The sequence below is a fragment of the Alistipes sp. AF14-19 genome (assembly GCF_003461645.1).
Lineage (GTDB): Bacteria > Bacteroidota > Bacteroidia > Bacteroidales > Rikenellaceae > Alistipes > Alistipes shahii.
Genome location: NZ_QTXM01000002.1, coordinates 60,337 through 86,904, shown reverse-complemented (window position 1 = coordinate 86,904; position 26,568 = coordinate 60,337). Strand labels below are relative to the sequence as shown.

Here is a 26,568-nt window from a genome sequence, read left to right as displayed (position 1 = left end):
TTTGTATGAATGCCGATCTGAATAACGCGAATAAGACGAACCGCCGGAGGACGGTCAAGACCCGCAGCCGCTTCACGACGCTGCTGACCGTCTATTTCTTCGTGGCGCTGATCATCCCCAACTGCGTGCTGGCCAATACGGAGCCTTACTCGGTGTGGACCGTCGAGGCGCTGATCCTCATGCCGCTGGGATTCTACATGATGTGGAGCGTGGCGCTGCGGCGTTCGGGCGTGATGATCTGGCTGGCCTTCCCGTTCATCTTCTTCTGCGCCTTCCAGATCGTGCTGCTGTACCTGTTCGGCAACTCGATCATCGCCACGGACATGTTCACGAACCTGCTGACGACCAATCCGGGCGAGGCGGGCGAACTGCTGGGCAACATCTATCCGTCGGTGGTTCTGGTCTGCGTCATCTACCTGCCGCTGCTGTGGCTCGCGGCCCGCGAGATCGGACACAAACGCTACATCACGCGCACGGCGCGCATGAACATCGGTCTGACCGGGGCGGCGCTCTTCGCCGTGGGCCTGCTGGCCCTGTGGCCCGCCTACCACGTCAGCGAGGAGCGGCACGTGCTGCGCGACGAGATTTTCCCGCTCAACATCATGTACAACCTCGGGTTGAGCGGCTCGGAGTTCCGCAAGTCGTACAACTTCCACAAAACCTCCGAGGGCTTCACCTACGAGGCCGAACGCACGGCCGAAGCTCCGGGACGCGAGGTCTACGTATATATCATCGGGGAGGCGTCGCGCGCGATGAACTGGCAGCTCTACGGCTACGGGCGGGAGACCAATCCCCTGCTCTCCGAAGTCGGCGATCTGGTGGTTTTCCGCGACGTGCTGACCCAGAGCAACACCACCCACAAGAGCGTGCCGCTGATCCTCTCGTCCGTAGCCACCGGCGAACACGAGGAGCTGTACCGCCGCAAGGGCCTTCCGGCGCTCTTCAACGAGGCGGGATTCGACACGTGGTTCATCTCTAACCAGTCGCCGCAGGGCGCGATGATCGACCACCTGGCCCACGACGCCAGACACGTGATCTACATCCGCTCGCCGCGCCACGACACGCAGCTGCTCGACGAGATGCGCAAGGCGCTCGAAAGAAGCACGTCGCAGAAACTCCTTTTCGTGCTCCACTGCTACGGTTCGCACTTCAGCTACCACCAGCGCTATCCGCGCGAGTTCGCCCATTTCCAGCCCGACAACGACGTGGCGATCGCCCGGCAGCACCGTCCGATGCTCGTCAACGCCTACGACAACTCGATCCGTTACACGGATTATTTCCTCGCGCAGACCATTGATTACCTGCGGTCGCTGAAAGGCACTTCATCGGCCCTGCTCTACTGCGCGGACCACGGCGAAGACCTGATCGACGACGACCGCGAACGCTTCCTGCACGCCTCGCCCACGACGACGGCCTATCAGCTCTACGTGGCGTCGCTGGCCTGGTTCTCGGAGGATTACCGGACCCATTTCCCCGAAAAGGTCGCCGCCGCCGAGGCCAACGAGACGGCTCCCGCGACGACCCACGCGCTGTTTCACACGATGGCCGACATGGCTTCGATCCGCGGACGGTTCCTCACGACGAAGGTCTCGCTCGTAAGCCCCGATTTCGACCGCACGGCTCCGCGCCGCTACCTGAACGACCACAACGAAGCCGTGCCCTTCCGCAAGACGGGCCTGCGGCACGAGGACATGGAGGTGTTCCGGAGATACGGAATCGAACTTTAGGTTCCGATTTCAGGCGGCTATTTCCGCACATCCCCCGTTTTCGATTTCAGAGACGCCTATTCGCGCCTGAACGAAACGCGGCACGGATGGGCAGTATAAAAACACCCATTCGTACCGCGTGAGAGCAAGTGCGAAGACGCCCTATAAAACCGGAAACGATAAAGGCTGCCCCGAAGGACAGCCTTTATCGTTGTGCGGAACTCAATTATTTCGCAGCTTCTACGGAAACCTTGCGGAACTCCTTCATCAGCTTCGAAATTTCGAGAGCCGATTTGCGGGCGCGCGTGCCGGCAGCCTTGTTGTTCTTCTCTACCTGGGCAGCTGCGTTGGCTGCAAACACCTCAAACTCTGCGTTGATCTTTTCTACTAATTCTTTCATAGTTTTATTTATTAAATTGGGTTTGTTATCAACGCAAAGATATAAAAATATTCTAAACAACATCATTCGGAACGGGAAAAACAGTTTTTTTTGCAGGAAAAACCCTATTTCAAGGGGCTGACGGTACGTTTTTTGCCTTTCCTGCGGTGTAAAACATACCCTTATGGACAGACTTTTTCCCGCCGCATGTCTTTTCGCCGCGCTCCTCACGGGCTGCGCGCAACATACGCCGAAACAGGCGGCGCCTCCCCTGCGGGTCGGGGTGGCCGAAGCCGCCGTCGACAGCGTACCCAACCGCATGAGTTTCATCGGTTACCTCGCGAGCAACTTCGACGCCGTGATCCAGCCGCGCGTGAACGGCTACCTCTCGTCGAAGCAATACGGCAACGGCATGCCCGTACGGCGCGGCCAGCTGCTGTTCACCATCGACCCCGACCAGCTGTCGACCTCGATGCTGGCGGCCGAAGCCGAACTCGAATCGGCCCGTGCGCAGGCCCTCGAGGCCCGCAACAACTACGACCGCGCCGTGCCGCTGGCGCGCATCGACGCCATCAGCCAGTCGCAGCTGGACCAGTACACGGCCCAATGGAAGGCCGCCGAGGCCTCGGTGCGCTCGGCGGAGCAGTCGCTGCGCAACGCCCGCATGAACGTGGGATACACCGAGCTGCGCTCGCCCATCGACGGCATCATCGAGCACACGGCGGCGCACGTGGGCGACTACGTGGGTCCCGGCACGCAGTTCAGCGTGCTGACGACCGTGTCGAACATCGACACGCTGACGGTCGACGTGGCGATTCCGATGTCGCAGTACCTGCGCTATGCGGGCGACCGGACTTCGATCTACGACAACGAAGGGCTGCTGTCGGACATCCGTCTCGTGCTGGCCGACGGCTCGCGATACCCGCTCGGAGGAATCTACGACTACACGCGCAAGGATGTCTCGTCGACCACCGGGACGCTCGTCGTGGTGGTGATGTTCCCCAATCCCGACGAGACGCTGAAACCCGGACAGTTCGCCCGCGTGGAGGCCAGCGTGGGCCCCGTGCGGCCGCGCGTCGTCGTGCCCCAGCAGGCCGTGAGCCAGACGCAGGACATCGCGTCGGTGTGGGTCGTGGAGGCCGACAGCACGGTGCACTACCGCCGCGTCACCCCGGGCGACACCTACGGCGCGATGTGGTGCATCGACGAGGGACTCGACCGGGGCGAACGGGTCGTGGTCGCCGGGCAGCAGAAACTGCACGACGGCGCAAAGGTGATTCTCGAAAACCCGACTGCGCGGAGGACTGGACAGGCCGCCGCTGCGGAGCAGGCGGGCAAGCGTCTCGAAAAACGGTAGTCCTATGGAAAAATTCTTTGTTTCGCGCCCGATTTTCGCCATTTCGCTGGCCATCGTCATCGTGCTCGTCGGCCTGATCTCGATCATGGGGCTGCCCATCGAACAGTACCCCGACATCACGCCTCCGGTCGTGGAGGTGTCGGCCACCTACGACGGCGCCGACGCCGAGACGGTCAACAACGCCGTGGCGACGCCCGTGGCCCAGGCCGTGATGGGCGTCAGCGACATGCTCTACATGCAGGCCACCTCGGCCAACGACGGTTCGATGGTCCTGCAGGTCACCTTCGACATCGGCTCCGATCCCGACCTCGACGCCATCTTCACCCAGAACAACGTCTCGTCGGCCACGGCCGAACTCCCCGCGACGGTCACCCGGCAGGGGGTCACGACACGCAAGACCATGACGGGATTCCTGATGGTCTACTCGCTGCACAGCGACGGCCGCTACGACGGGGAGTTCCTCTCGAATTACGCCTACATCAATCTCCAGAACGAGCTGCTGAAGATCGACGGCGTGGGCAAGGTCTCGATCATGGGCGCGGGCGAATACGCCATGCGGGTGTGGCTGCGGCCCGACGTGCTGAAATACTACGGCATCACCGTCGGCGAGGTGACGGCCGCCATCGAGAAGCAGGGCGGCATCTACCCTGCCGGGCAGTTCGGCGCCGAGCCGGCTCCCGACGGCGTGGCCTACACCTATACGGTGACCATGCCGCCGCAGATCTCCACCGCCGCGGAGTTCGCCGACATCGTCGTGCGGACCACCTCCTCGGGCGAACAGATCCGCCTGGGCGACATCGCCGAGGTGTCGCTCGGCAGCCAGACCTACGGCGTAAGCTCGTCCTACGAGAGCGACCCGACGGCCATGATCGTCATTTACCAGCAGCCGGGCAGCAACGCCGTGGCCGTGGGCGGCAAGGTCAAGGCCGCGATGGAACGCCTCTCGCAGCGGTTTCCGGACGGCGTAGAGGCCGCCACGATCGTCGACAGCACCACGAGCATCGACGCCGGCGTGAAGGACATCTTCCGCACGCTCGTCATCGCCCTCATACTCGTCATCTTCATCATCTTCCTCTTCCTCCAGGACTGGCGCGCGACGGTCATCCCCCTGGTGGCGATCCCCGTGTCGCTCGTCGGCGCCTTCGCGCTGTTCCCGCTGCTGGGATTTTCCATCAACATCATCTCGCTGCTGGGACTGGTGCTGGCCATCGGCCTTGTGGTCGACGACGCCATCGTCGTCGTCGAGGCCGCGCAGGTCAATATCGAACGGGGCATGAAACCCCGCGAGGCGGCGCTGGAGGCCATGCGCAACGTGGCCTCGCCGATCGTCGCCACGACGGTCGTGCTGCTGGCCGTATTCATCCCCGTGTCGTTCACCGGCGGCATCACGGGGCGGCTGTTCCAGCAGTTTTCGGTGACGATCGCCGTTTCGGTGGTCATCTCAGCCTTCAACGCCCTGACGCTCTCCCCGGCGCTCTGCGCCCTGCTGCTGCGACGCCGGGAGCCGTCGCAAAAGGGATTTTTCGCCGCCTTCAACCGCTGGTTCGCACGGCAGATGGACCGTTACACGGCCTTCACGCCGACGCTGATGCGCCACGTCGCCCGCACGGGCGTGTTCGTGGCCGTGGTCCTCGGGGTGATCTTCGTCGTGTGGCGCAAACTGCCCGCGGGATTCCTCCCCGAGGAGGATCAGGGCTACGTGATGGTGATGGTCTCGACGCCCGAAGCCTCGTCGCTGCAAGTGACCCGACAGGCGATGGCCGATGCCGACGCCGTGATCCGCACGCTTCCCGAGGTCGCCTCGACGTCGTTCGCCGCGGGATTCAACATGATGGCCGGCATCGCCTCGACTTCGAGCGGCATCATCTTCGTCAAACTCGTCGACTACTCCGACCGCAGGCTCTCGGCCATGCAGATCGCCCAGCGGCTCACCGGAGAGCTTTACGTCGCGGTTCCGGGGGCCGAATGCTACGCCTTCATCCCGCCTTCGATTCCCGGACTGGGCGTCACCTCGGGCGTCTCGGTCGAGGTGCAGGACCTCGAAGGGCGCGGCACGGCCTACCTGATGGAAAACGCCGGGCGGCTGATGGATTCGCTGCGCAAAAATCCCGCGATCGCCTCGGTCACCACGCAGTTCGACGCCGGGGTTCCCCAGCGGCGGCTGCGTATCGACAAGCAGCAGGCGCTGGCCGCCGGCGTGGACCTCGGGACGCTCTACGGCGAGCTGACCACCCTGCTGGGCGGCGCGTACATCAACAATTTCACACGCTTCGGCAAACTCTACCAGACCTACATCCAGGCCGCGCCCGACTACCGCCTCGACCGGCGGTCGCTGGACAGCTACTACGTCACCTCGGCCTCGGGCGAGAGCGTTCCCGTGGCATCGCTGATCGACGTGGCGGACACCGTGGGCGTGGAGTACGTCTCGCAGTTCAACCTCTACCGTTCCGTCTCGCTCACCGTCACCCCCGCGGCGCGGGCCTCGACGACGACCGTCATGCGGGAGATCACCGCCACGGCCGCCGAAACGCTGCCCGACGACATCGGCACGGCGTGGAGCGGAACCTCCTATCAGGAGGCCAACGCCTCGAAGACCGGCGGGCTGGTCTACGCGCTGGCCCTCGTGTTCGTGTTCCTCGCGCTGGCGGCCCTCTACGAATCGTGGGGGCTGCCGCTGGCGATCCTGATGAGCGTGCCGGTGGCGGTGCTGGGCGCGGTGCTGTTCGTCGGCGGCACGCACCTGATGAACAGCCTGTACGTCAACGACATCTACATGCAGATCTCGCTCGTCATGCTGATCGGGCTGGCGGCCAAGAACGCCATTCTGGTCGTCGAATACGCCGACCGGCTGTTCCGCGAGCAGGGCGCCTCGCTGATGGACGCCGCCATCGGAGCCGCGAAACTGCGCGTGAGACCGATCATTATGACCGCCTTCGCCTTCATCCTGGGCGTCATGCCCCTCGTCTTCGCCAGCGGCGTCTACGCCACGGCCCGCAACATCATGGGCGTGGCCCTCGTGGGCGGCATGCTCTTCGCCACGCTGCTGGGCATTTTCGTCTACCCCGCGCTCTACTATTTCGTCGGGAAGATCGGCCGCTTCGAACAGCGCCGCGAACTTAAAAAACAGGAGGAGAACGCATGAAAACGCAACTTACGATAGCCGCCGCCGTGCTGACGCTGGCCGCCTGCACCCCGAAATTCTACCCGCCGCAGGTCGCGACGCCCGAAAGTTACGTCTACGGCGCGGGCTTCTCGTCCGACACGACGGGCGTGGGCGAACGCTGGTGGGAACTCTTCGGCGACACGACGCTTGACGCGCTGGTCGAACAAGCGTTGGCGAACAACCGCGACGTGGCCGTAGCGGCCGCGCGCGTCCAGCAGGCCCGGGCCAACCTCAAGACCGTAAGGGCGCAATACCTGCCGCAGATCGGCGCGGAAGCCACCGCCGAGGGCGAATATACGCCCGAGACGAAGATCGTGCAGTCGTATGCCGTCGAACCGACCCTCTCGTGGGAACTGTCGCTGTTCGGGGCGCTGCGCAACGCCAAACGGGCCGCAAAGGCCGAAATCGCGGCCTCGGAGTGGGCTTTGGCGGGCGTCAGGCTCTCGCTGGCCGCCGAGGTCGCCACGACCTACTTCACGCTGCTGGAGTATGAACGCGACCTCTCGATCGCCCGCCAGACCCTCCGGCTGCGGCGCGAATCGGCCGCGCTGATCGACTCGATGTTCCGCTACGGCATGTCCGACGGCGTGGCGCTGGAGCAGGCCCGGAGCCTGGTCTACACCGCCGAGGCGGACATTCCGCAGTACTGCCGCGCCGTGGAGCAGACGTGGCTTTCGATGGGAATTCTGTTAGGCGAGACGCCCTCCCGGGCGTGGCTTTCCGGAGCGGGGCTGCGACTGCTGACCGACTACCGCCCCGCGGACATTCCCGTGGGACTGCCCTCGGAGCTGCTCAAACGCCGCCCCGACATCCGCCAGGCGCATTTCAACATGTTGCAGGCGGCGGCGCAGGCCGGGCAGGCTCGGAGCGCGCGATTCCCGTCCATCTCGCTGACTGCCAAAGGAGGAGTTGCATCCAGTTCAATCAAAGGTTTAACTGCGGCGAACCCCTGGGCATGGGATGCGCTGGGTTCCGTCGCCGAGCCGATTTTCGGATTCGGGAAACTGCGCAACGCCGAGCGCGCCGCGATGGCGGCCTACACCCAGTCGGCCAAGACCTACGAGCAGACCGTGCTGACGGCGTTCGCCGATGTGGAAAAGGCGCTGGTGGCCATCGCCACCTACCGCAGCCAGACCGAGCGCACGGGCGAACTGGTGCTCTCCAACGACCGCATCGCCACGATGACCCGCGCGCTCTACCGCAGCGGACTGTCCGACTACCTCGACGTGATCGACGCCGAGCGCAGTCTCTACCAGTCGCAGATGTCGCACGTCAACCTCGTCGTGCAGCAGTATATCAACTACGTCACGCTCTGCAAGGCGCTGGGCGGAGGATGGACCGCCGCAATGCAGAATTAAGGATATACCTACTTATGGGGATTGCGCAAGTCGCCGCAAAATCGTATCTTTGGGCGCAAAAATGCAGTAGAAAAAATGCGCTTATCCGAACTGAAGACCGGCGAATCGGCGACGATTGTCAAAGTGATGGGCCACGGAGGCTTTCGCCGCCGCATCATGGAGATGGGTTTTGTCCGCGGACAGCGGGTCGAAGTGATTCTGAACGCCCCCCTGAAGGACCCGATCGAGTATAAAATCATGGGCTACGACATCTCGCTGCGGCGCAGCGAGGCCGATATGGTCGTCGTGCTCACCGACGACGAAGCCGGGGAGTACCTCGCGCGGCGCGAGCGCCACCGCCATCAGCACCACGCACACTCCGGGGAGTGCGGATGCCCCGCGGCGGAGACTGCGCCCGCGGAAATCCGGACGGAGGAGTTCGGCGCGACGGAATCCGACGAGGCGTGCTGCGCGAGCATCGACGAGGTCGTGGCGCGCCACTCCCGCACCATCGCCGTCGCGCTGGTGGGCAACCCCAACAGCGGCAAGACCTCGCTTTTCAACGCCATATCGGGCGGCCACGAGCATGTGGGCAATTACAGCGGCGTGACCGTCGGGGCCAAGATCGGCCACCGCACCTACCGCGGCTACCGTTTCGAGGTCACCGACCTGCCCGGAACCTACGCCCTCTCGGCCTACACGCCCGAGGAGCGTTACGTGCGTCACCACCTCGCCACGAAGACCCCCGACGTGGTGATAAACTCGGTAGTCGCCTCGAATTTAGAGCGAAACCTATACTTAACTACCGAACTGATTGATATAAACCCGCGCATGGTCGTGGCGCTCAACATGTTCGACGAGTTGCAGGACAGCGGCGCGAAACTCGATTACGACAGTCTGGGCCGCATGCTGGGCGTGCCGATGGTTCCCGTAGAGGCGCGCAACAACCGCGGCATAGAGGCTCTGCTGGACACGGTGATCGACGTTTTCGAGAACCGCGACGAGCGCGTGCGCCACATCCATATCAACATGGGCCCCGTGATCGACGAGGGGCTGCGCAAACTCAACGGCGACATGAGCGCCTTCCGCGACGAACTCCCGAAAAACTTCCCGCCCCGCTACTACGCGATGAAGATGCTCGAGGGCGACCGGCAGGCCGAAGAGAGCCTCCGCGGCTGCGAGCGTTACGGGGTGTGGGCCGAAATCCGCGACCGCGAGGCCCGGCGCATCGCCGGGGAGCTGGGCGAGGATGTCGAAACGGCCTTCGCCAACCAGAAATACGGATTCATCCAGGGTGCGCTGAAGGAGACCTTCACCCCCGGACGGCGCGAGGAGGTGACGACGACGGCCATGATCGACACCTTCGTGACGCACAAGCTGTGGGGATTCCCGATCTTCTTCGCGCTGATGTGGCTCATGTTCTGGTGCACGTTCAGCCTCGGAGCCTATCCGCAGGAGTGGATCGACGCGCTGGTGGGATGGATCGGCGGCGCGGCGGACGCGCTGCTGCCCGCGGGGCCGCTCCGCGACCTGCTGGTCGACGGCGTCATCGGCGGCGTGGGGGCTGTGATCGTCTTCCTGCCCAACATTATGATCCTTTACCTCTTCATCTCGTTCATGGAGGATTCGGGCTACCTGGCCCGCGCGGCGTTCATCATGGACCGCGTGATGCACCGCATCGGAGTGCACGGGAAATCGTTCATCCCGCTGATCATGGGCTTCGGCTGCAACGTGCCCGCGATCATGGCCTGCCGGACCATCGAAAGCCGCAGCAGCCGCCTGATAACCATACTCATTACGCCGTTCATGTCATGCAGCGCGCGAATACCGATCTACCTCCTGCTGGCGGGCACGTTCTTCGCCGCCGACGCCGGGACGGTGATGCTGGGCCTCTACGCGCTGGGGATCGTGCTGGCTGTCGTTACGGCGCGGCTGATGCGGCGGTTCCTCTTCCCGGTGGACGAGACGCCGTTCGTGATGGAGCTGCCGCCCTACCGCCTCCCGACGTGGAAAACCACGCTCAGCCACATGTGGGACAAGTGTGCGCAGTACCTCAAGAAGATGGGCGGCATGATCCTGATCGCTTCGGTCATCGTGTGGTTTTTGAGCTACTACCCCCGCACGGACGCCGCCGCCGGAACCGAGGCGCACTACGAAAATTCCTACCTCGGACGGCTCGGCAAGGGCTGCGAGCCGGTGTTCAGCCCCCTGGGATTCAATTGGAAAGCCGGCGTGTCCCTGCTGTCGGGCCTCCCGGCCAAAGAGATCGTGGTGTCGACGCTCGGCGTGCTCTACTCCGAAGGCGCCGCGACCGCTCCCGCAGAGGAGGAGGCCGTGATCGGCGGTGCGGACGGCGCGACGGAAATCATCGTGAAAACGGACGATCCGACGCCGGCAGAGGCATTCCGGACCGCGGAAGAGGAGGAGGCGGACTCGCTCTCGCAGCGGCTGCTCGCGAGCGGCGACTTCACGACGGCCTCGGCGCTGGCGTTCCTCATCTTCATCCTGCTCTACATGCCCTGCATCGCCACGGTGGCCGCCATCGGCGCCGAAGCCGGGTGGAAATGGGCTGCGGCGTCGGTGGTTTACAACACGACGCTGGCCTGGTTCGTGGCGTGGATCGTATATCGGATCGCACTGATATTCTGAACGATGGACTGGCAGGATTACATCGTCGCAGCCATCGGGCTGGCGGTTGCGGCCATTGTCGCGAGGCGGCTGTGGTGTTTCGCGCGCGGACGGCGGCGGGGAGGATGCGCGTCGTGCGCGTCGGCGCAATGCCCGCTCAAGAAGCGCACCGGCAGGAATTGATTTGCCGGACACGGGCTGCGCCGGGGAGATTCTCCAAATAAATTTGGCATTGCACCCGGCATGCACTATATTTGTCGCCGCAAACGGCGGCAGGGTTCCGGGACCGGCTGAAAAGTCCGGTCCCGAACGTTCAAGGCCCGCCGCCAAAGTCGAACGACGATGACAGGACTTTTTCAGATTCTTCTTTTCTGGCTCATAGGCAATGCGTTGAGCCTTATCACCGGAGGTTACGTGTCGGGCAACATCATCGGCATGATCCTGCTCTTTGCTGCGTTGTGCCTGCGCTGGGTGCGGGCCGAGACGGTGCGCCCCGCGGCGCGGTTCCTGTTGGGGGCCATGGCGCTCTTTTTCGTGCCCTACGGGGTGGGGCTGATGGACTCCTACCGGGTGATCCTCGAAAACCTCTGGGCCATCCTCGTCTCGGGAATCGTCTCGACGATCCTCGTGCTGATCGTCGCCGGCCAGACCTTCCAGAGCCTGAACCGCCGCGCCCGCCTGCGGCACATCAAACAACTCCGCCACGATGCCTGATGCCTCATTTCTCTCCTCGGACCTCTTTCTGCTGACCCTCACCGTGGGGCTTTACTGCCTCGGAGGGATGATCTACCGCCGTACGCGGCTGCCGCTGCTGCATCCCGTGCTGCTGACGTTCGTCGCCGTGATCGTCTTCCTGCGCTGCGCCGGAATCGGCTACGAGCGTTACCGCGACGCCACGGGCATCCTCAATTTCGCCCTCGGCATGTCGGTCGTGGCGCTCGGGTATCTGCTCTACGAACAGTTGGAACGCCTGCGCGGAAGCCTGCTTCCCGTGGGCATGGCCACGCTCGCGGGATGCGTCGTCGGGGTGTTGAGCGTCGTCTATATCGCCATGGCGTTCGGCGCCGAGCGGCAGATTCTCAACTCCATAGCCCCCAAGTCGGTCACGGTGCCCATCGCCGTGTCGGTCGCCGGACCGCTGGGCGGCAACGTCTCGGTGACGTCGGTCGTGGTCTTCTGCGTGGGGATTTTCGGCAGCATCTTCGGCGAATGGATTCTGCGCCGCTGCGGGGTCCGCGACCCCGAGGCCCGGGGATTCGCCCTCGGAGCCGCAGCCCACGGCATCGGCACGGCCCGCGCCATCGAAATAGGAGCCGCCGAAGGGGCTTTGAGCGGTCTGGCCATGGCCCTGATGGGGCTGGCGACGGCGCTGCTCATGCCGCTGATGGAGAAATATCTGTATTAGACGCAAGGCCCTGTGCGCATGCGGCGAAGAAACGAGGCGCGGAGACGTCCGGTTCGCCTTGCAGCGCAGACCGGGGAATTAATGCTCAATTTTTAATTCTTAATTTTTAATTTTATTATTATTTCCCTATCTTTGCCCGGAAAGCATAATCCCAAACATATTCAAGCTATGGCAAAAGCAGTCAACATCGCCCGTTCGCACCGGTTGGACGGCATCGGAGAGTACTATTTTTCGCGCCGTCTGCGCGAGATCGCCGAGATCGAAGCGGCCACCGGCCGCCAGATCGTAAAACTGGCCATGGGCAGCCCCGACCTGCCGCCCCATCAGTCCGTGATCGACCGCCTGGCGAAAGAGGCGCAGCGTCCCGACGTACATAAGTACATGTCTTATCAGGGTGAACCCATCCTGCGCAAGGCTTTTGCCGACTGGTACAAGAAATGGTACCGCACCGAGCTGGACTTCAAGTCGGAGGTGCTGCCGCTGATCGGCTCGAAGGAGGGTATCATGCACATCTGCATGACGTTCCTCAATAAGGGCGACAAAGTTCTCGTCCCGAATCCCGGCTACCCCACCTACTCGGCGGCCGTGCGTCTGGCAGGCGGCGAAATGCTCCCCTATGCGCTGAACAAGCAGACCAACTTCTACCCCGACTTCGACGCCATCGAAAAGGCCGGGCTGGACGGTGTGAAGATGATGCTCGTCAACTACCCCAACATGCCGACGGGACAAACCCCCTCGATGGAGCTGTTCCAGAAGATCATCGACTTCGGAGCCAGGCACAACATCCTGATCGTGCACGACAACCCGTACAGTTTCATCCGCAACGCCGAACACCCGATCTCGATCATGGAGGCCGAGGGCGCGAAGGACGTGGCGCTGGAGATGAACTCGCTGTCGAAAGGCCACTCGATGGCCGGCTGGCGCGTGGGCGTCGTCGTGGGCAAGAAGGAGTGGATCGACTCGATCCTCACGTTCAAGTCGAACATGGACTCGGGTATGTTCTACCCCATTCAGGCCGCTGCCGACACGGCGCTGGCGCTGGGCGAGGAGTGGTTCAAGGAGCTGAACGACATCTACTACGGCCGCGAGAAGCAGGCTTACGAACTGCTCGACGCGCTGGGATGCCGCTACCGCAAGGGACAGGCGGGCCTGTTCGTGTGGGCCGAGCTGCCCGAGGGCTACGAGGGCGACAGCTTCGCATTCTCGGACGAAGTGATGGAGAAGACCGACGTGTTCCTGACCCCCGGCGGCATCTTCGGTTCGGAGGGCAACGGCTACATCCGCATCACGCTCTGCTGCCCCGAGGCGCTGCTGAAGAAGGCCACCGAGAAGATCAAAGCCGCTTTCGGCAAGTAGAGGCGAAATCACGGCCTTACAGAAACAGCCGCCCTTCGGGGGCGGCTGTTTCTCGTTCACGCCTCTCCCGGCATCTCTGCGCGTTGGGCGGAAGCCATTCGCCGCAAAACAGAAAGGTCCCCTCCAGAACGAGGGGACCTTCCCGTATGGCGGAACGAACCGCAACCTACTTCATCAGCCAATGCCGCTTGAGCCACTCGCGGACGGGCAGGTCGTAGAGTTTCAGGCAGGCCCAGGCCAGACCGACGGCAAGCAGGAAAATCGCGACATTCACGAAAATGCCCGTGCCGAGCGGAGCGTCGGGATTCCCGGCCGGCCGAACAGGTCGAGATTCAGCGTGAGGTCCAGCGTCAGCACCGCGGCCCCGGCCACGAACAGCCCCAGCACGAATTTCGGGAAGCGCCGGATGACGAGGGCATAGAGGATATTGGCGATGTATTCGTAGAGCAGCGACCATGCGGGGCCGTTCAGCGGGCTGGTCTCGCCCCAGCCGCGGATGTCCCACGACGGCAGCGCGGGCAGCATCGTACAGCCCAGCAGGCAGATCAGCAGCACCTCCCACCACTGTACGCCGGCGATCATCGGGAAGGCCGCGGACCCGAAGTAGAAGAACAGCGCGCCGATGAGAGACCCCATGATGACCATCGGATGCAGACGCACCAGGCGGCGCTTGAAGAAGCCCTTGAGCGACATGCAGTTCCAGCGGTCGTCGTAGGCGTAGCCGATCACGAAGCCCGAGAGCACGAAGAAGAAGTCGACGGCCAGATAGCCGTGGTTGAGCACCTGGTAGGCAGGGCCTTTGGAGTAGGTTTCCAGCAGGTGGAAGGCCACCACGATCATCGCCGCCACGCCGCGCAGTCCGTCGAGGATTTCGTAGCGCGGCTTCGAGGCCAGGTAACCGGTTGCGGTCGCAGACATGGGGATCGGACGGAATTCGTTACTCCTCGACGATGCGGATCGAAAGAATCTTGTCGCCCGGGCGGATGTCGTCGATCACGTCCAGCCCTTCGACCACCTGCCCGAAGCAGGTGTGGCGGCCGTCGAGATGCTGCGTATTCTCGCGGTTGTGGCAGATGAAGAACTGCGAACCGCCCGTGTCGCGCCCGGCATGGGCCATCGACAGCACGCCGCGGTCGTGGCGCTGGCGCGGGGCCGACGTCTCGCACTTGATCGTGTAGCCCGGACCTCCCGTGCCGTCGCCCCTGGGGCAGCCGCCCTGGATCACGAAGTCGGGAATCACACGGTGGAAGGTCAGCCCGTCGTAGAAGTTGTGTCCGGCCAGTTCGACGAAGTTGGCCACGGTTCCGGGGGTCTCGTCGGCATACAGCTCGGCTTTCATCGTCCCCTTTTCGGTCGAAATAATTGCGTACTTTTTCATGGATCGGTTTTATGGTCCGGTTCCGGCTGAACGGCCCGCGGTTTTCGCGGGTCGCTCGCGGCCGGGAAGCCGGAGTTGTCGTTATTCGGTGACTTTCACTTTTGCGGCGGCGGCGCAAACCCGTTCGCGCAAGGCTTCGAGGCTGCTGCCGTGGGGTTCGTAGCCCACGACGACGCCCATGCGGCGGTTCACGCGCGCCGAGGGTTTGCCGAAGATGCGGATGTCGGTGCGGGGATCTCCGGCGACGGCCTCTTCCACGCCCCCGTAACGCGGCGCGGAGGTCTCCACGCCCGAGAGGATCACCGCGCTGGCGCCCATGCGCTCGAAGGTGACCGCCGGAATGGGAATCCCCAGCACGGCGCGCAGGTGCAGTTCGAACTCATTGAGGTTCTGCGTCCCGGCCAGCGTCACCATGCCCGTGTCGTGCGGCCGGGGCGACAGCTCGGAGAAATAGACCCCGTTGTCGCGGCTCAAAAAGAACTCCACGCCCCACAGTCCGGCCCCGGTGAGGGCTTCGGTGACGGCGGCGGCCATGCGCTGCGCCTCGGCAAGGTGTTCGGGTGCGATCACGGGCGACTGGAAACTCTCGCGGTAGTCGCCGCCCTTCTGCACATGGCCGATCGGCGGGCAGAAAAGCGTCGGGCCGTCCTTCTGGGTGACGGTCAGCAGCGTGATCTCGCTGTCGAAGCGGATGAACTCCTCGATGATCAGTTCGCGGATGTCGCCGCGCGACCCTTCGCAGCCGTAATGCCAGGCGCGTTCCAGCTCGTCGGGACCCTTGACCAGCGACTGCCCCTTGCCCGAAGAGGACATCAGCGGCTTGACCACGCAGGGGAAGCCGATTTTCGCGGCGGCCTCGCGCAGTTCGCCGAGCGATGCGGCGTAGAAATACCGCGCCGTCTTCAGCCCCAGTTCCTTCGCCGCGAGGTCGCGGATGGCCTTGCGGTTCATCGTGAAATTCACGGCCCGGGCGCTCGGTACGACCTGGACGCCCGCCCGCTCGAACTCGTAGAGCCGTTCGGTGCGGATGGCCTCGATCTCGGGAACGATGATGTCGGGGCGGTGTTTTGCGACCGCAGCGGCCAGCGCGTCACCGTCGAGCATGTCGAAGACCTCCGCGGCGTCGGCCACCTGCATCGCGGGAGCGCCCGCATACTTGTCGCACGCCACGACGGTCTGTCCCAGCCGCTGCGCCGCAATCGCGAACTCCTTGCCCAGCTCGCCGGAACCCAGAAGAAGAATGGTTTTCATATCAGCATGTAGTTTAGTTACAGTATCGTTTAGTCGTTCTCATGGTCAATCTCCTGCGGCCTTTGGCCACATTTGCAAATCTGACCCTCCCCTAAATCCCCTCCTCGGAGGGGACTTATCGCATGCGACCGGATTGTCAACCAAAATGCGGGCACCGCTTATCGGGAATAGTCCCCCTGTTTTTTGCAACGCAAAGATAGCTTTTTCCGCCGAATTTCGTATCTTGTAACGACAAAACTGCGCAAGCCCAATGAAATACTCCAAAATCCTGCTGTGCTTCGGCGCGCTGTGGGCGTCGTCGGCATTCCCGGCCCCGGCTCCCTGCGACACGCTCCGCGTCGCCTTCCTGACCGACATCCACGTGACGCCCGGCAACGTGCAGGATTCGCTGTTCCGCGTCGCGGTGGACGAAATCAACGCCTCGCCGTGCGACATCGTGATCTTCGGCGGCGACCTCACCAACCTGGGCAGCGACGCCGAACTGGAATACGTCCACGGGCTGATCTCTCGGCTCGAAAAACCGTGGCACGCCGTGCCGGGCAACCACGAGACCACGTGGTCCGAAAGCGCCTGCACGACCTTCGCCCGGATCTTCGGCCACGACGGGCGCACCGCCTTCCGGGCCGGGGACTACCTCTTTCTGGGCTACGCTTCGGGACCTTTTATGAAGATGGCCATGGGAGCGGTGCGCACCGAGGACCTCGCGTGGCTGGCCGCGGAGGCCGCCAAGGCTCGGCCCGGCCAGCGCATCGTGAGCCTCTGCCACTATCCGCTGAACAACGACCTCACGAACCGCACGGAGGTGACGGCGACGCTCCGGCGGCTGGATATCCCGCTCACGCTGTTCGGCCACTACCACCGCGCACCCTCGCTGTTCAACTTCGACTCCATAGCAGGCATTCAGGGACGCGCCCTGCGCGGCAAGAGCGATTCCGACGCGGGCTACACACTGCTCGACTTCTGGGGCGACTCGGTCCGTGTGCGCGAAAAGACGCTGGGCGCGGAGCCGCGCACCCGCTTCACGATCCGCATGCAGGACGACCCGCGAACGCTGGCCCTCGCCTCCGACCCGACGCCCCCGGTTCCCGACTACAAGGCGCATGCGCAGCTTGTGTTGCAGGACAGCGCCACAATCTACACCGGAGCGGCCTTTTACAAGGACCTGGTGTATTACGGCACGACGCAGGGCGTGCTGCGGGCCTACGACACGCGCCGCAATCGCGAGGTGTGGCGTCAGCGTTTCGGCGGGGCGCTCTACACCACGCCCCTCGTGGCCGAAGGGCTGATCATCGCGGGCACGACCACCGACGGACTGCGCGCCTACGACGCCCGCACGGGCCGCGAGAGGTGGCATATCGACACCCCGACGCCGATCGTCGGGCAGGGACTCGTCGACGGCCGCGGCAGCGGCGCGGCGCTCTACATCGGGCTGGGCAACGGCACGATGGCCAAAATCGCGGTGAGCGACGGGCGGATTCTGTGGCGTTACGACTACGGACGCGGCCAGTCGCAGGGGCAACCCGCGCTGGCGGACGGGAAACTGGTTTTCGGAGCCTGGAACGGGCATCTCCACTGCCTCGACGCCGCGACGGGAAAACTCTGCTGGAAGTGGACCAACGGCTCGAAAAGCCTCTTCCTGTCCCCGGGCAACATCGTTCCCCGGATCGCCGGAGGCCGCGTGTTCATCGACGCGCCCGACCGCGCCGTCACCTGCCTCGACCTCGCCTCGGGAAGCGTCGTATGGCGCTGCACCGACTACAAGGCCCGCGAAGCATCGGGCATGAGCGCCGACGGCAAACGCTTCTACGTCAAAACCATGGACGGCGAACTGCTGGCCATCGACACGGCCCCGGACGCCTTCCGCCGGCTGTGGATCACCCCCGCGAGCTTCGGCTACGACTACACGGCCTGCCCGGTGACCGTGAGCGGCGGCATAGCCTACCTCGCCGACCGCTCGGGCAACGTCGCCGCCGTGCGCGAGGACGGCACGCCGCTGTGGTGCGTCAAGTGCTGCAACTCGGCGGCGAACTTCATCACCGAGGCTCCCGACGGCTCGCTGTGGGCGACTTTCGCCGAAGGGAAGCTCTTCCGCATCCCTCCGCACGCACCCGCAGGGCACAAAAAGAAAATCCCGTAATTCGCAGAATTACAGGATTTTTCTCATAACTACTTTGTTTTCAGTGGAGGTGGCGGGAGTCGAACCCGCGTCCAAACAGGGAACCCGAAAGCTTTCTACACGCTTAGCCGCCATTTGATCCTTCTCCCCGTGCCTGGCAGGCGGCTACCGAACACGAGGCCCAGTTCCTTGATTTTCGCGCACCGGCCGGAACCCTCCGGCGCACTATCTCTAAATGGATGATACCCCGTATGAAGAGCCGTTAAAGAGCGGAACGTCCCTTCGGGATACTCGTCGCCAAAGCGCCTGGGCTTCGGCGATTAAGCCAATTTTCCTTGAAAATTAAGCAGCGAGTGCAAGGCTGTTATTGCCATTTGTAGTTTGAGCATCGGGATTAACGAGCCGCCACACAGCGCTCGGCGTGCTTACAATCAAACTCTGCCTGCTGTCAAAACCAGGCACCCCCGGTCTTTCCGCGCAAAGTCAATCGGAAACAGTGCAAAGATAGTACAAAACGCGGGCATTCGCAAATTTATTTGACAAATGCCGGGAGCAGCCCCGTCGGACCGAAAGCACCGGAGCCGGATTGTCCGGATTCGGAGCCTCGGCAGCCGAAACCGCGCCGCCGGCCCGTTCCGAAGCAGCAGGCGGAGCGTCTGCCGCAGTCCATCGCCCGCGAGGGGTTGCGCAAAATCCGCGCCGCACCCGCCTCCGGACGCCTGCCGGAACGCTTTTTTACCGGACGGATGAAGGGCATACGGATATTTTGCTTATCTTTGTTTGTTCGGAAAACAGAGCGAAACGCTATGAATGAAAAATATGTCGTAAATCTCCGCGACGTGGCTATCTACCATGCCGACAATCCCTTCGGCAGCTGCTCGGAGAAGAAACTCCTGCAACGGGGCGAGATGGTGCTCTCGGAGGTCAACCTGTCGGTGGCCCCGGGCGAATTCGTATACCTGATCGGACGTGTCGGGAGCGGGAAAAGCAGTTTACTCAAAACTTTATATGCCGAGATGCAACTCCTTACCGGAAAGGGATATGTCGCGGGCTTCGACCTGCGCCGCCTGCGCCGCAAGGACATCCCCTACCTGCGCCGCCGCATCGGCATCGTCTTCCAGGACTACCAGCTGCTCACCGACCGCAACGTCTTTATGAATCTTTACTACGTGATGAAGGCCACGGGCTGGAAGCGCGAGCAGGAGATCCGCGAGCGCATCGACCGGGTGCTGGGGCTGGTGGAACTCGGCTCGAAGAGTTACAAGATGCCCTTCGAGCTTTCGGGCGGCGAGCAGCAGCGGCTGGTGATCGCCCGCGCGCTGCTGAACGACCCGCAGGTGCTGCTGGCCGACGAGCCCACGGGCAACCTCGACCCGGTGACGGCCGACGGCATCATGCAGCTGTTCCAGAAGATCGCCTCGCAGGGCTGCGCCGTGGTGATGTCGACGCACAACACGGCCCTGATCGAGAACTACCCCGCCCGCGCCGTCCTCTTCTCCAAGGGCAAAATCCGCGAGGTGGACCTCAAGGCCGAACTGGCGTAAACACACGAAACAACAAGTCAATCTATACCTTGATAATAACTTTTCCAAGAACATGTACCCCCAAAAGGATCGGTCGTTTGAAAATATACATATGCTCTCGTATTGCTTGCGGCAAGCATAGCACGTAATTTCTTATTTATCCCAAGATATCCAAAGCCCTGTTGACCTGATTTGGTCTTACAAACGAACCGGCAAACAGGAGCGACCCGATTCAAGCACAAGAACTCCACCGCATTAACCGTGGAAGGAGCGAAAAAAACCTTGGATACCTCTGCCTGATCAGGGGCATTCAATCTACCGGAAGGCAGCGGCTCTTCAGAGCGGGTTTGAGAAACCGCTATTGAATCCATTTTCTTCGCGAAGTTCCTTTGGCCCTTTCAAGTAAACGGGCCAATCGGGATGCTCCTTTATGGATTCTTTCATCGCTTTATTAACCTCCAGCACGGTTTTTTGCGCTTTTTGATAATAATAATCAGAAACCCCGAGTGCTTCAGCCTCTTTTTGAGATAGGTTCAATACGACGCAGCTATCGACAACGTGCATGTAATTTACCAAAATCAGATTGGCATTTATCTCTGATTCGATATTCCCTGTATTTTGTACATTTCCGGAATCCACATCTCGGATACCTTCATTGGTTGAACATGCAATTAAAATCGCAGAGCACGCAATAATTGCATAACTTTTCCAATAATTTTTCATAATTTTCCATTTTTTTTAACTACCCGAGTGTAAAATACGAATAAATTTCATATATACGGCATTTTTTACATTTTTTTTACAAAAGTGAATCCATTACATTTTAACCAAATCCAATACCGCATCTTTCTTGTTTTATACGGAAAATTTCCGTATATTTGTACGATATTTAAAGACTACGATGAGTACCGAATTAGAAAACGTTAAAAAACAAGAAGAAGAATACTCCGCGTCGAACATTCAGGTCCTTGAAGGTCTCGAAGCGGTGCGCAAGCGTCCCGCCATGTACATCGGCGACATCGGCGAGAAGGGTCTCCACCACCTGGTTTACGAGGTCGTGGACAACTCGATCGACGAGGCGCTGGCGGGCTACTGCACCGACATCGACGTGACGATCAACGAGGACAACTCCATCACCGTCAAGGACAACGGCCGAGGCATTCCGACCGACTACCACGAGAAGGAGGGCAAATCGGCGCTCGAAGTGGTGCTGACGGTGCTCCACGCCGGCGGTAAGTTCGACAAGGGCAGCTACAAGGTCTCGGGAGGTCTGCACGGCGTCGGCGTCTCGTGCGTCAACGCGCTTTCGACGCTGCTGATCGCCGAGATCCACAGCCGCGACGGCAAGATTTACCGCCAGACATACAGCAAGGGCGCCCCGACCTCACAGGTCGAGGTGGTCGGCGAATGTACGGACCGCGGTACGATCATCACCTTCAAGCCCGACGGCTCGATCTTCACGCATACCACCGAATACAAATACGACATCCTGGCCAACCGCCTGCGCGAGCTGGCGTTCCTGAACAAGGGCATCAGCCTGAACCTCTACGACAAGCGTCCCGACGAGGAGGGCAAGACCCGCGAGGACCACTTCTACTCGGAGGAGGGACTCAAGGAGTTCGTCAAATACCTCGACGCCACGCGCGGCACGCCGATCGTCGAGCAGATCATCTACCTCGACACCGAGAAGAACGGCGTCCCGGTGGAGGTGGCCATGCAATACAACGATTCGTTCTCGGAGAACGTACACTCCTATGTAAATAACATCAACACCATCGAGGGCGGTACGCACCTGACGGGCTTCCGCCGTGCGCTGACCCGTACGCTCAAGAAATACGCCGAGGATTCGGGCATGCTCGCCAAGCTGAAGTTCGACATCAACGGCGACGACTTCCGCGAGGGTCTTACGGCTGTCGTATCGGTGAAGGTGCAGGAGCCGCAGTTCGAGGGACAGACCAAGACCAAACTGGGCAACGACGAGGTTGCGGCCGCCGTCGACCAGGCCTTGGCCTCGGCGCTGGGCGACTATCTGGAGGAGAACCCCAAGGACGCCAAGGCCATCGTGCAGAAGGTGATCCTCGCGGCTACGGCCCGCCACGCGGCGCGCCACGCCCGCGAACTGGTGCAGCGCAAAACCGTGCTGTCGGGCGCCGGGCTTCCCGGAAAACTCGCCGACTGTTCGAGCCGCGACCGTTCGATCGCCGAGATCTTCTTCGTCGAGGGTGACTCGGCAGGCGGTACGGCCAAATCGGGCCGCGACCGGAATTTCCAGGCCATCATGCCGCTGCGCGGTAAGATCCTGAACATCGAGAAGGCCCAGGAGCACCGCATGTGGGAGAACGAGGAGATCAAGAACATGTTCACGGCCCTCGGCGTCACGATCGGAACCGAGGAGGACTCCAAGGCCCTGAACCTCGAAAAACTGCGCTACGACAAGATCATCATTATGACCGATGCCGACGTCGACGGAAGCCACATCGCCACGCTGATGCTGACGTTCTTCTTCCGCAAGATGAAGGAACTGATCGAAAACGGCCACGTCTATATCGCCACCCCGCCCCTCTACCTCGTGAAGAAGGGCAAGCAGGAGCGTTACTGCTGGACCGAGAAGGAGCGCGACGAGATCTCAGCCGAGTTCGGCAAGGGCGTGCACATCCAGCGTTACAAAGGTCTCGGCGAGATGAACGCCCACCAGCTGTGGGAGACGACGATGAACCCCGACACGCGCATCCTGCGCCAGGTGAACATCGAGAACGCCGCCGAAGCCGACCGCATCTTCTCGATGCTGATGGGCGACGAGGTTCCGCCCCGCCGCGAGTTCATCGAGCGAAATGCGCATTACGCGAATATCGACGCATAAAACGACAGTCAGAAAAAGGATTGCCCTCTTCAGGAGGGTGATCCTTTTTTTAATAACCACCGCAAATCGCATTGTTGAGAATAATCCGGACGACGGATGCCATAAAGTCCCCTCCGAGGAGGGGATTTAGGGGAGGGTCGGATTTGCAAACGACGCCGGAGGCGGCGAATAAAGACGGTCAGATGCGATGAAACGGTCTATAATATCAAAAACTTACTGATCTTATGAACGTAACGGTAATCGGAGTCGCCGGGGGAACCGGCTCGGGAAAATCGACGCTCGTCAAGCGTTTGCAGGAAGCGTTCGTCGGCGACGACGTGGTGACGCTCTGCCACGACTACTACTACAAGGCGCATCCCGAACTCACCTACGAGGAGCGTACGAAACTCAACTACGACCATCCGCAGGCCTTCGACACGGAGATGCTCGTGGAGCATATCAAGGCGCTGAAGAACAACGTGCCCATCGAACACCCGGTCTACTCGTTCGTCGACCACGACCGCACGTCGGAGAGCGTGAGCGTGAAACCTTCGAAGGTGATCATCGTCGACGGCATCCTGATCTTCGAGAACAAGGAGCTGCGCGACCTGATGGACATCAAGGTTTACGTCGACACCGACGCCGACATCCGGCTGGCGCGGCGTATCCTGCGCGACGTCTGCGAGCGCGGGCGCACGATGCAGTCGGTCATCACGCAGTACACCTCGACGGTGAAGCCGATGCACGAGGAGTTCGTCGAGCCGTCGAAGAAATACGCCGACGTGATCATTCCCGAAGGCGGCTTCAACTCGGTGGCCGTAGCGATGCTGATCCAGAACATCCGTTCGCTGATCCAGAGCAGCAAATAGGGAATCTAAATAGTAGCCTTAAAATGCTGAAACCATGAAAAAACTTATTGTTCTTTTAATTTTCTCGCTTTCATTTGGTTGGTTTGTCTTTGCTCAAAACAACAACGATGAAACTGAAAAAGCATCACCAATGCAAAATGCGGAATTAATTCGTAAAGTTTGTTTTCTTGATATAGAAGGTGAAGTATATACCGATGTAGTAGTTGCAATCAAATCCATTAGCCCAGATGGCTTTTTTAGCGACAAATACAGGGTTAAAGTAAAAGTAACAGACTCTAACGGCAAAACAGTATGGAATAAGACTATGAAGAACGCCTATCTATATGTTTTTTCAGATGGACAAATTCAGATTGGAAGGCCCAAATTCAGTCAACTTGTAATTTATTCAGGTAAGCGTGCCAACAAATATGAGAAAGGCATAATAAGAGAAAAAGAAGGCGTGTATAATTAGAATAACACTAATCAAATAATAACACAAGCCCCGGACTTCTCGAAAAGAGGTTCGGGGCTTTGGTATATTCGACTTCCAGTATCGCTTTATCAGATACCAGTTATCTTCTTGATTTCGTTGAGCTTGTTCAACGCCTCGATCGGGGTCAGCGAGTTGATGTCGAGGCCCTTGATCTGGTCGCGGATCTGCACCAGCACGGGATCGTCGAGCTGGAACATCGACAGCTGCATGTTCTGCGGCCCGGCGCTCTCGGCGGCCTCCTTCACGGCCTGCGCCGCGGATTTGCGGCCCCGCTCCTTGAGGCTGCGGCTCGGCACGATCTCGTTGTTGCCGTAGACCAGTTCGAGGTTGCGCAGAATCTCGTCCGCCCGCGAGACGATCGACACCGGCATGCCGGCCATGCGGGCCACGTGGATACCGAACGAATGCTCCGTGCCGCCGCGCTCGAGCTTGCGCAGGAAGACGATCTGGTTGCCCATCTCCTTGACCGAGACGTGGTAGTTCTTCACCCGGGAGCACATCTGCTCCATCTCGTTCAGCTCGTGGTAATGCGTGGCAAAAAGCGTCTTGGCGCGGGCCGAGGGGTGGTTGTGAAGGTATTCGACCATCGCCCAGGCGATCGAAATGCCGTCGTAGGTCGACGTGCCGCGGCCGATTTCGTCGAGCAGCACGATGCTGCGGTCCGAAATGTTATTGAGGATGCTGGCCGATTCGAGCATCTCGACCATGAAGGTCGACTCGCCCTGCGAAATGTTGTCCGAAGCCCCGACGCGCGTGAAAATCTTGTCCACATAGCCGATATGGGCCGACTTCGCGGGTACGTACGAACCCATCTGGGCCATCAGGATGATCAGCGCGGTTTGGCGCAGCAGCGCCGACTTACCCGACATGTTGGGTCCGGTGATCATCATAATCTGCTGCTGCTTGTCATCGAGCACCACGTCGTTGGGGATGTACTCCTCCCCCACGGGCATCAGCGTCTCGATCACCGGATGGCGGCCCTGACGGATGTCGATGCGCTTGCCGTCGTCCAGCACGGGACGCACGTAGCGGCGTTCGCAGGCGATGCGTGCGAAGGACTGGAGGCAGTCGATGCGCGCCACCGCGGCGGCGTCGCGCAGCATCGGCGCCAGCGAACCGCAGATATAGGCCATGATCCCGGCGTAGATGCGCTGCTCCAGGATGAGCATCTTCTCCTCAGCGCCGAGAATCTTCTCCTCGTACTCTTTCAGTTCGCCCGTAATGTAACGCTCGGCGTTGGCGAGGGTCTGCTTGCGTATCCACGTCTCGGGGACCTTGTCCTTGTGAGCGTTGCGGACCTCGATATAGTAGCCGAAAACGTTGTTGTAGCTGATCTTGAGCGACGGGATGCCCGTGGCCTCGCTCTCGCGCTGCTGGATGCGCGCGAGATAGTCCTTGCCGTGGAGCGCGATGCGGCGCAGGTCGTCCAGTTCGGGATCGACGCCGTCGGCGATCACGCCGCCCTTCTGTATCTGGTTGTTCTGCGGGTCGGGGTAGATTTCGCGGGCGATACGCTCGCGGACCTCCGCCAGAGGGTCGATCTGCTCTGCCAGCGCATGCAGGCGATCGTCGTCGGTGGACTCCAGCGCAGCCTTGAGCGTCTCGATGGCTCCGAGCGAGTTCTTGAGCTGCACCAGTTCGCGGGGCGTGACCCTCTGGGCGGCGATACGCCCCGCGATACGCTCCAGATCGCCCACCAGCGACACCTGCTCGCGGATGACATCCGCCAGATCGGCGTCTTTGATCAGCCGTTCCACCACATCGAGGCGCTCGTTGATCTTCGCGGGGTCCTTGATCGGCATGGCGATCCAGCGTTTCAGCAGGCGGCCGCCCATCGGCGTCAGCGTGCGGTCGATCACGTCGGCGAAACTGCACTTCTCGCGCGCGCCGTTCGACGAAAAGAGTTCGAGGTTGCGGATCGTGAACTTGTCGACCCACACGTAGTCGTCCTGGTCGATACGCGCGATGGAGGCGATATGGCCCGTTTCGCGGTGCTCGGTGAATTCGAGGTAGTAGAGAATGGCCCCGGCGGCCGAAATGCCGCTGGTGAAGTGGTCCACGCCGAAGCCCTTGAGGGATTTGGTCCCGAACTGCTTGCAGAGTTTCTCGCGGTTGACGTCCTCCGAAAAGACCCACTCGTCGAGACGGTAGGTGTAGAGTTTCGACCCGAACGAACCGGAAAAACGGTCCTCGTAGCCGCGCTGGTAGACGACCTCCTTGGGCTGGAGGTTCGAGATCAGCTTGTCGACATAGCTGTCCGCTCCCTCGGCCACATAGAACTCGCCCGTGGAGATGTCCAGAAAAGCCACGCCCGTCGTCTGCCGGCCGAAATAGACCGACGCGATGAAGTTGTTCTCCTTGTTGGCCAGGATGTTGTCGCCCAGCACGATGCCCGGAGTCACCAGTTCGATCACGCCGCGCTTGACGAGTCCCTTCACCAGCTTGGGGTCCTCCAGCTGCTCGCAGATGGCCACGCGCTCGCCCGCCCGCACCAGCTTCGGCAGGTAGGTGTCGATGGCATGGTAGGGAAATCCCGCCAGTTCGACGTACGTCGCCGATCCGTTGGCGCGGCGCGTGAGCGTGATGCCCAGAATGCCGCTGGCCTTGATCGCGTCGTCGCCGAAGGTCTCGTAGAAATCGCCCACGCGGAACAGCAGAATGGCGTCGGGATGTACTGCCTTGATGGAGTAATATTGCTTCATCAGGGGCGTCTCGACATATTTTTTGTCGATTTTCTTTTCGGAAGTCAAAATAGAATATTGTATAATTTATACAACAAAGATAGGCCT

The 26,568-nt window shown here is 61.3% G+C and carries 18 protein-coding genes, 1 other RNA gene and 1 pseudogene; 13 read left to right on the top strand and 7 right to left on the bottom strand.

The genetic code is table 11. The features are described 5' to 3' along the window. Positions 1–5: 5 nt before the first annotated feature. The gene (locus DWW03_RS02605) at positions 6–1,727 is read left to right on the top strand and encodes a lipid A phosphoethanolamine transferase (RefSeq protein WP_022061856.1); all 1,722 of its coding nucleotides are present in this window, start codon (positions 6–8) and stop codon (positions 1,725–1,727) included. Between the two features lie 205 nt (positions 1,728–1,932). Here the strand turns inward: DWW03_RS02605 and DWW03_RS02600 are convergent, their stop codons facing one another. After that, complete coding sequence (locus tag DWW03_RS02600; RefSeq protein WP_022061855.1) at positions 1,933–2,106, bottom strand: histone H1-like protein Hc1; 174 nt, start codon at positions 2,104–2,106, stop codon at positions 1,933–1,935. A gap of 163 nt (positions 2,107–2,269) precedes the next feature. On the opposite strand from DWW03_RS02600, the gene DWW03_RS02595 reads away from it, so the two are divergent. From DWW03_RS02595 to DWW03_RS02565, 7 genes are all read left to right on the top strand, one after another. Continuing rightward, a complete protein-coding gene (locus tag DWW03_RS02595) occupies positions 2,270–3,442 on the top strand; it encodes an efflux RND transporter periplasmic adaptor subunit (protein WP_118406256.1) in 1,173 nt (390 codons plus the stop codon). Between the two features lie 4 nt (positions 3,443–3,446). Continuing rightward, positions 3,447–6,584, top strand: a complete 3,138-nt coding sequence (locus DWW03_RS02590; RefSeq protein ID WP_118406255.1) for an efflux RND transporter permease subunit — start codon at positions 3,447–3,449, stop codon at positions 6,582–6,584. After that, the gene (locus tag DWW03_RS02585) at positions 6,581–7,963 is read left to right on the top strand and encodes an efflux transporter outer membrane subunit (protein ID WP_118406254.1); all 1,383 of its coding nucleotides are present in this window, start codon (positions 6,581–6,583) and stop codon (positions 7,961–7,963) included. The genes DWW03_RS02590 and DWW03_RS02585 overlap by 4 nt, the downstream gene beginning before the upstream one ends. A gap of 75 nt (positions 7,964–8,038) precedes the next feature. Then, complete coding sequence (gene feoB / locus DWW03_RS02580) at positions 8,039–10,591, top strand: ferrous iron transport protein B (protein ID WP_118406253.1); 2,553 nt, start codon at positions 8,039–8,041, stop codon at positions 10,589–10,591. Positions 10,592–10,912: 321 nt separating this feature from the next. Then, on the top strand, positions 10,913–11,284 hold the full coding sequence (locus DWW03_RS02575; RefSeq protein WP_015546070.1) for a CidA/LrgA family protein: 372 nt from the start codon (positions 10,913–10,915) through the stop codon (positions 11,282–11,284). Next, positions 11,277–11,975: an LrgB family protein gene (locus DWW03_RS02570; protein WP_015546069.1), complete on the top strand. Its 699-nt coding sequence runs from the start codon at positions 11,277–11,279 to the stop codon at positions 11,973–11,975. Before DWW03_RS02575 ends, DWW03_RS02570 begins: the two co-directional genes overlap by 8 nt. A 168-nt stretch (positions 11,976–12,143) precedes the next feature. Continuing rightward, positions 12,144–13,331 (top strand): pyridoxal phosphate-dependent aminotransferase, encoded by a 1,188-nt coding sequence (locus tag DWW03_RS02565; RefSeq protein WP_015546068.1) that lies wholly within the window; start codon positions 12,144–12,146, stop codon positions 13,329–13,331. A gap of 270 nt (positions 13,332–13,601) precedes the next feature. On the opposite strand, the gene DWW03_RS02560 is transcribed toward DWW03_RS02565, so the two are convergent. The 3 genes and pseudogenes from DWW03_RS02560 to purT form a co-directional block, all read right to left on the bottom strand. Further along, positions 13,602–14,249 (bottom strand): acyltransferase family protein, encoded by a 648-nt coding sequence (locus DWW03_RS02560; protein ID WP_371300292.1) that lies wholly within the window; start codon positions 14,247–14,249, stop codon positions 13,602–13,604. A 19-nt stretch (positions 14,250–14,268) separates the two neighbouring features. Beyond that, entirely contained in the window at positions 14,269–14,709 is a 441-nt protein-coding gene (locus DWW03_RS02555) for a peptidylprolyl isomerase (RefSeq protein WP_022061851.1), read from the bottom strand. A gap of 81 nt (positions 14,710–14,790) precedes the next feature. Continuing rightward, a pseudogene (gene purT, locus DWW03_RS02550) lies at positions 14,791–15,969 on the bottom strand (formate-dependent phosphoribosylglycinamide formyltransferase); the annotation flags it as partial. 241 nt (positions 15,970–16,210) lie between these two features. Here purT and DWW03_RS02545 point away from each other — a divergent pair. After that, positions 16,211–18,097, top strand: coding sequence for a PQQ-binding-like beta-propeller repeat protein (locus DWW03_RS02545; protein ID WP_118406252.1), 1,887 nt, complete (start codon positions 16,211–16,213; stop codon positions 18,095–18,097). Between the two features lie 41 nt (positions 18,098–18,138). On the opposite strand, the gene ssrA is transcribed toward DWW03_RS02545, so the two are convergent. Beyond that, positions 18,139–18,542, bottom strand: a transfer-messenger RNA (tmRNA) gene (gene ssrA, locus DWW03_RS02540). Positions 18,543–18,882: 340 nt separating this feature from the next. Here ssrA and DWW03_RS02530 point away from each other — a divergent pair. Continuing rightward, positions 18,883–19,620 carry a cell division ATP-binding protein FtsE gene (locus DWW03_RS02530; RefSeq protein ID WP_022061848.1) on the top strand — a complete coding sequence of 246 codons (738 nt, stop codon included), beginning with the start codon at positions 18,883–18,885 and terminating at the stop codon, positions 19,618–19,620. A gap of 315 nt (positions 19,621–19,935) precedes the next feature. Here the strand turns inward: DWW03_RS02530 and DWW03_RS02525 are convergent, their stop codons facing one another. Beyond that, a complete protein-coding gene (locus DWW03_RS02525; protein WP_118406251.1) occupies positions 19,936–20,322 on the bottom strand; it encodes a hypothetical protein in 387 nt (128 codons plus the stop codon). A 178-nt stretch (positions 20,323–20,500) separates the two neighbouring features. On the opposite strand from DWW03_RS02525, the gene gyrB reads away from it, so the two are divergent. The 3 genes from gyrB to DWW03_RS02510 all read left to right on the top strand — a co-directional run bounded on the left by gyrB (position 20,501) and on the right by DWW03_RS02510 (position 23,758). After that, entirely contained in the window at positions 20,501–22,459 is a 1,959-nt protein-coding gene (gene gyrB, locus DWW03_RS02520; RefSeq protein WP_118406250.1) for a DNA topoisomerase (ATP-hydrolyzing) subunit B, read from the top strand. Between the two features lie 224 nt (positions 22,460–22,683). After that, positions 22,684–23,307: a uridine kinase gene (udk, locus tag DWW03_RS02515; protein ID WP_022062318.1), complete on the top strand. Its 624-nt coding sequence runs from the start codon at positions 22,684–22,686 to the stop codon at positions 23,305–23,307. Between the two features lie 34 nt (positions 23,308–23,341). Then, positions 23,342–23,758: a hypothetical protein gene (locus tag DWW03_RS02510; protein WP_118406249.1), complete on the top strand. Its 417-nt coding sequence runs from the start codon at positions 23,342–23,344 to the stop codon at positions 23,756–23,758. A gap of 89 nt (positions 23,759–23,847) precedes the next feature. Here the strand turns inward: DWW03_RS02510 and mutS are convergent, their stop codons facing one another. Next, positions 23,848–26,481, bottom strand: coding sequence for a DNA mismatch repair protein MutS (gene mutS / locus DWW03_RS02505; protein ID WP_181989601.1), 2,634 nt, complete (start codon positions 26,479–26,481; stop codon positions 23,848–23,850). Positions 26,482–26,568 lie beyond the last annotated feature (87 nt).

Bases quoted from the DNA above. Each gene is read 5' to 3' on its own strand.
- DWW03_RS02605 (WP_022061856.1), top strand. From the start codon at position 6: ATGAATGCCGATCTGAATAACGCGAATAAGACGAACCGCCGGAGGACG.
- DWW03_RS02600 (WP_022061855.1), bottom strand. From the start codon at position 2,106: ATGAAAGAATTAGTAGAAAAGATCAACGCAGAGTTTGAGGTGTTTGCA.
- DWW03_RS02595 (WP_118406256.1), top strand. From the start codon at position 2,270: ATGGACAGACTTTTTCCCGCCGCATGTCTTTTCGCCGCGCTCCTCACG.
- DWW03_RS02590 (WP_118406255.1), top strand. From the start codon at position 3,447: ATGGAAAAATTCTTTGTTTCGCGCCCGATTTTCGCCATTTCGCTGGCC.
- DWW03_RS02585 (WP_118406254.1), top strand. From the start codon at position 6,581: ATGAAAACGCAACTTACGATAGCCGCCGCCGTGCTGACGCTGGCCGCC.
- feoB (WP_118406253.1), top strand. From the start codon at position 8,039: ATGCGCTTATCCGAACTGAAGACCGGCGAATCGGCGACGATTGTCAAA.
- DWW03_RS02575 (WP_015546070.1), top strand. From the start codon at position 10,913: ATGACAGGACTTTTTCAGATTCTTCTTTTCTGGCTCATAGGCAATGCG.
- DWW03_RS02570 (WP_015546069.1), top strand. From the start codon at position 11,277: ATGCCTGATGCCTCATTTCTCTCCTCGGACCTCTTTCTGCTGACCCTC.
- DWW03_RS02565 (WP_015546068.1), top strand. From the start codon at position 12,144: ATGGCAAAAGCAGTCAACATCGCCCGTTCGCACCGGTTGGACGGCATC.
- DWW03_RS02560 (WP_371300292.1), bottom strand. From the start codon at position 14,249: ATGTCTGCGACCGCAACCGGTTACCTGGCCTCGAAGCCGCGCTACGAA.
- DWW03_RS02555 (WP_022061851.1), bottom strand. From the start codon at position 14,709: ATGAAAAAGTACGCAATTATTTCGACCGAAAAGGGGACGATGAAAGCC.
- DWW03_RS02545 (WP_118406252.1), top strand. From the start codon at position 16,211: ATGAAATACTCCAAAATCCTGCTGTGCTTCGGCGCGCTGTGGGCGTCG.
- DWW03_RS02530 (WP_022061848.1), top strand. From the start codon at position 18,883: ATGAATGAAAAATATGTCGTAAATCTCCGCGACGTGGCTATCTACCAT.
- DWW03_RS02525 (WP_118406251.1), bottom strand. From the start codon at position 20,322: ATGAAAAATTATTGGAAAAGTTATGCAATTATTGCGTGCTCTGCGATT.
- gyrB (WP_118406250.1), top strand. From the start codon at position 20,501: ATGAGTACCGAATTAGAAAACGTTAAAAAACAAGAAGAAGAATACTCC.
- udk (WP_022062318.1), top strand. From the start codon at position 22,684: ATGAACGTAACGGTAATCGGAGTCGCCGGGGGAACCGGCTCGGGAAAA.
- DWW03_RS02510 (WP_118406249.1), top strand. From the start codon at position 23,342: ATGAAAAAACTTATTGTTCTTTTAATTTTCTCGCTTTCATTTGGTTGG.
- mutS (WP_181989601.1), bottom strand. From the start codon at position 26,481: ATGAAGCAATATTACTCCATCAAGGCAGTACATCCCGACGCCATTCTG.